The organism is Hymenobacter terricola (genome assembly GCF_017921975.2).
In the GTDB taxonomy this organism is placed as follows: Bacteria; Bacteroidota; Bacteroidia; order Cytophagales; family Hymenobacteraceae; genus Hymenobacter; species Hymenobacter terricola.
On the sequence record NZ_JAGEMO020000034.1, the window covers coordinates 1 to 3,252 of the forward strand.

Below are 3,252 nucleotides of genomic sequence, written 5' to 3' on the forward strand. Positions count from 1 at the left end.
AAAAAAAATCGGACGCAAGTGATTGAGCACAACGAAGAAGTCTACAAAAATCGTAACCAAATCGAACGCTGCTTCAACCGCCTCAAGCGGTTTCGGGGCCTCGCTTCACGCTACGAAAAGAACGCCAGCACCTTTCTGGCAATGGTCACCCTCGGAGCCATCCTGATGTGGCTTTAATTGTTTACACGTCCTAGCGCGCCCAGCAGCCAGATGAGGAACAGGGCCAGTATCGCGGCAACTACCCAAGCGAGTAGGGCTAGTAAAAATCCGGCGAAACCATCACCATCGAAGTGAAAATCCGGCCCACCAAAATCAAGGTCGCTAAAATCTGTACGGGGGAAATGCCGGCGACTGATGCGGTCCGTGAGGCGGCCCACGTCATCGCGCAGCTTCACGCCGTGGAAGAGGCCCATGCTGGTAAAAGCGAAGAAGGCGGTAAATAAAATTGTGGTCGAAATGAGCGAGTTGGCAAACAGCGAACGATGCTGGCCGAGCCCGAACAGCCACACCGCCACCGTGGTAAGCGTGACCACTACGCACGAAACCAGGGCGACATTACCGGCGCTGAGCAGCCGGTAAGTGCGCGGATTAGGCGACGACTCCATTACTCTCAAACGTATTAATCCCGAACCACTACCGCACCCGGTACCCGCTCAGCGCATAAAACAACAGGTACAGATAGCACAGCGCCGGCACCACAAAGGCTACCCGCAGCCCGCCGCCGTGCGTGGCGATGAAGCCCATGAGCGGCGGAATGAGCGCCCCGCCCACGATGGCCATAATCAAATAGGAAGAGCCCTGCTTCGTGAACGGCCCCAGTCCGGTAATGGCCAGCGGGAAAATCACGGGCCACATAATGGAGTTCATCAGCCCGCAGAGCACCACCAGCCACAGCGCCGTTTCGCCGGTGCTCAGGATGCTGGCGCCTACCAGGGCCGTGCCCGCCGCGCACACGGCCACCAGCAGCACCCGGTTGTGGAATTTCAATAGCAGCGGAATGCCAATTACGCGGCCTACCAGCGAGCCGAACCAGTACGATGATACCAGCACCGCGCCCACGGCTTTGGTAAAGCCCACGGTGGTATCAATGGCGGAAGGCTCCTTGCCGAATAGCACCAGCGCGTAGTTGGTGGCTACGTTCAGCCCCTGCACCAGGCTTTGGGTGAAGGCCGAAAGCTGCCTGATGCCCTGCGACTCGCCGTAGCGAATCAGAAAAGAACCGAGCCCGACCTCCACGCCCACGTACACAAAAATGGCCGCGATGCCCAGCACGAGGTGCGGAAACGCCAGCGCCGACGTGCGTCCCGCCGCCATGGGCCGCGCCTCCTCGGCGGCTTCCTCGGGAATGCCTTCGATGTCGGGCAGCTTCACCAGGAAGAAAAACAGCGCCGCCAGCAGCACCAGAAACACCGCCAGCCCGATATAAGGACCTTTTACCAGGTGGGATTCTTCGGCCAGCCGCTCCGTCAGCGGCAGCGCCGCCAGCCGGGCCTTGAGGGCCACCGAGCCGCCGAACAGCACCAGCCCGCCCACCAGCGGCGAGAGCGCCCCGCCGAAGTTGTTGGCCACGCCCACCACGCTCACCCGCGCCGCCGCGCCCCGCGCCGGCCCCAGGATGCTCACGTAGGGATTGGCGGCCACTTGCAGCAGCGTGATGCCCGCGCCCAGCGTGGCCAGCGCCGTGAGAAACAGGGCAAACGCCCGCGAATCGGCCGCCGGAATGAACAGTAGCGCGCCGCCGGCCATCACCAGCAGGCCCACCACGATGCCCCGCTGGTAGCCCAGCTTCTTCAAGACCCAGCCGGCCGGCAGCGACATCAGGAAATAAGCGCCGAAAAAGGCGGACTGCACGGCCGTGGACTGGAAATCGGTGAGCTGGCACACGTCCTTGAGGTAGGGCATGAGCACATCGTTGAAGTTCGTGACGGCCCCGAAGAGGAAAAACAGGGTGGTCATTAGCACCATGGGGCCGGCGTAGGAGCGGGCGGGTGCGGCGGTGCTGGCAGCAACGGAAGATGAGGAAGGAGCTAGGGCCATAAAATGCAGCAGTTGGACGGCGAAAGGCGAAAGTAGCGCGAACTTTGTAGTTCGCGTTTCTGGGCGGCTGGGATTTTCTGGCGGCGCGGGGACGCGGACTACAACTGAAAGTCAGCGGAGCTAAAGTCCGCGCTACTTATGCACCTCACCGCCACCACCCAGTTCGGCCTGGAAGAACTGCTCGCCGACGAGCTCTACGCCCTCGGGGCCGATATTACCCACATTGGTAGCCGCGCCGTTGAGTTCATCGGCGACCACCGCCTGCTCTACGAAGTGGCCCTGTGGAGCCGCCTTTCCATGCGCCTGCTGCGTCCCTTCGCCGCCTTCCACGCCGCCGATGAAAAGGGCCTGTACCGCGAAGTCGGTCGCATCGACTGGTCGGATTTCATCGGCCCGGGCCAAACGTTTGCCATCACGCCCGTGGTGAACCGCTCCACGTTTGAGCACTCGCTGTTCGTGGCCCAGCTCACCAAGGATGCCATCGTGGACCAGTTCCGGGCCCGCACCGGCGAGCGGCCCAGCATCGACACCCGCACGCCCGACATCCGCCTGCACCTGCGCATGACGGAAAACGAAGTCATCCTCAGCCTCGACGCGGCCGGCGACTCGCTGCACCGCCGCGGCTACCGCCAGCACACCAACGAAGCCCCGCTGAACGAGGTGCTGGCCGCCGGCCTGGTCCTACTCTCCGGTTGGGATGGCAAAAAGCCGCTCATCGACCCCATGTGCGGTTCGGCCACCATCCTCACCGAAGCCGGCCTCATCAGCCAGCGCATCGCCCCCGGCCTGTTTCACCAAGGCAAATTCGGTTTCGAAAACTGGTACGACTTCGACCCCGAAATCTGGAGCCAGGTGCGCGAAGAAGCCAAAGCCCAGCGCCTCGACGAGCCGCAAGCCTACCTCGCCGGCTCCGACCTCGACCCCAAAGTCATTGACATGGCGGCGGCCAACATCACCGCCGCCGGCCTGGAGGACTACATTAAGTTGTCGGTCCGCGATGTGAAAGACGCCGTAGCCCCGGCCAAGGAGGAGCCCGGCATTGTGCTTATGAACCCGCCCTACGGCGAGCGGATAGGGGAGGAGGCTGAAATGGCGGCGCTGTATAAGTCGATTGGGGATTCGCTGAAGGCGAATTTCCAGGGCTACGATGCCTTTGTGTTCACCGGGAATCTGGAAGCGGCGAAGAGCATTGGGCTGAAGGCGGCGCGGCGGGTA

At 62.4% G+C, this 3,252-nt stretch carries 4 protein-coding genes; 2 read left to right on the plus strand and 2 right to left on the minus strand.

Translation table 11 applies throughout. The features are described from left to right. The first annotated feature begins 18 nt into the window (after positions 1 to 18). On the plus strand, positions 19 to 177 hold the full coding sequence (locus J4G38_RS29200; RefSeq protein WP_226163232.1) for a transposase: 159 nt from the start codon (positions 19 to 21) through the stop codon (positions 175 to 177). On the opposite strand, the gene J4G38_RS18880 is transcribed toward J4G38_RS29200, so the two are convergent. Both J4G38_RS18880 and J4G38_RS18885 read right to left on the minus strand, forming a co-directional pair. Then, positions 174 to 605: a hypothetical protein gene (locus J4G38_RS18880; RefSeq protein ID WP_210519047.1), complete on the minus strand. Its 432-nt coding sequence runs from the start codon at positions 603 to 605 to the stop codon at positions 174 to 176. The two genes, J4G38_RS29200 and J4G38_RS18880, sit on opposite strands and share 4 nt — an antisense overlap. Before the next feature lie 28 nt (positions 606 to 633). Next, positions 634 to 2,037 (minus strand): sugar MFS transporter, encoded by a 1,404-nt coding sequence (locus tag J4G38_RS18885; protein ID WP_210519045.1) that lies wholly within the window; start codon positions 2,035 to 2,037, stop codon positions 634 to 636. Positions 2,038 to 2,175: 138 nt separating this feature from the next. On the opposite strand from J4G38_RS18885, the gene J4G38_RS18890 reads away from it, so the two are divergent. Further along, the coding region (locus J4G38_RS18890) for a THUMP domain-containing class I SAM-dependent RNA methyltransferase (RefSeq protein ID WP_226163556.1) at positions 2,176 to 3,252 on the plus strand (1,077 nt) is incomplete at its 3' end.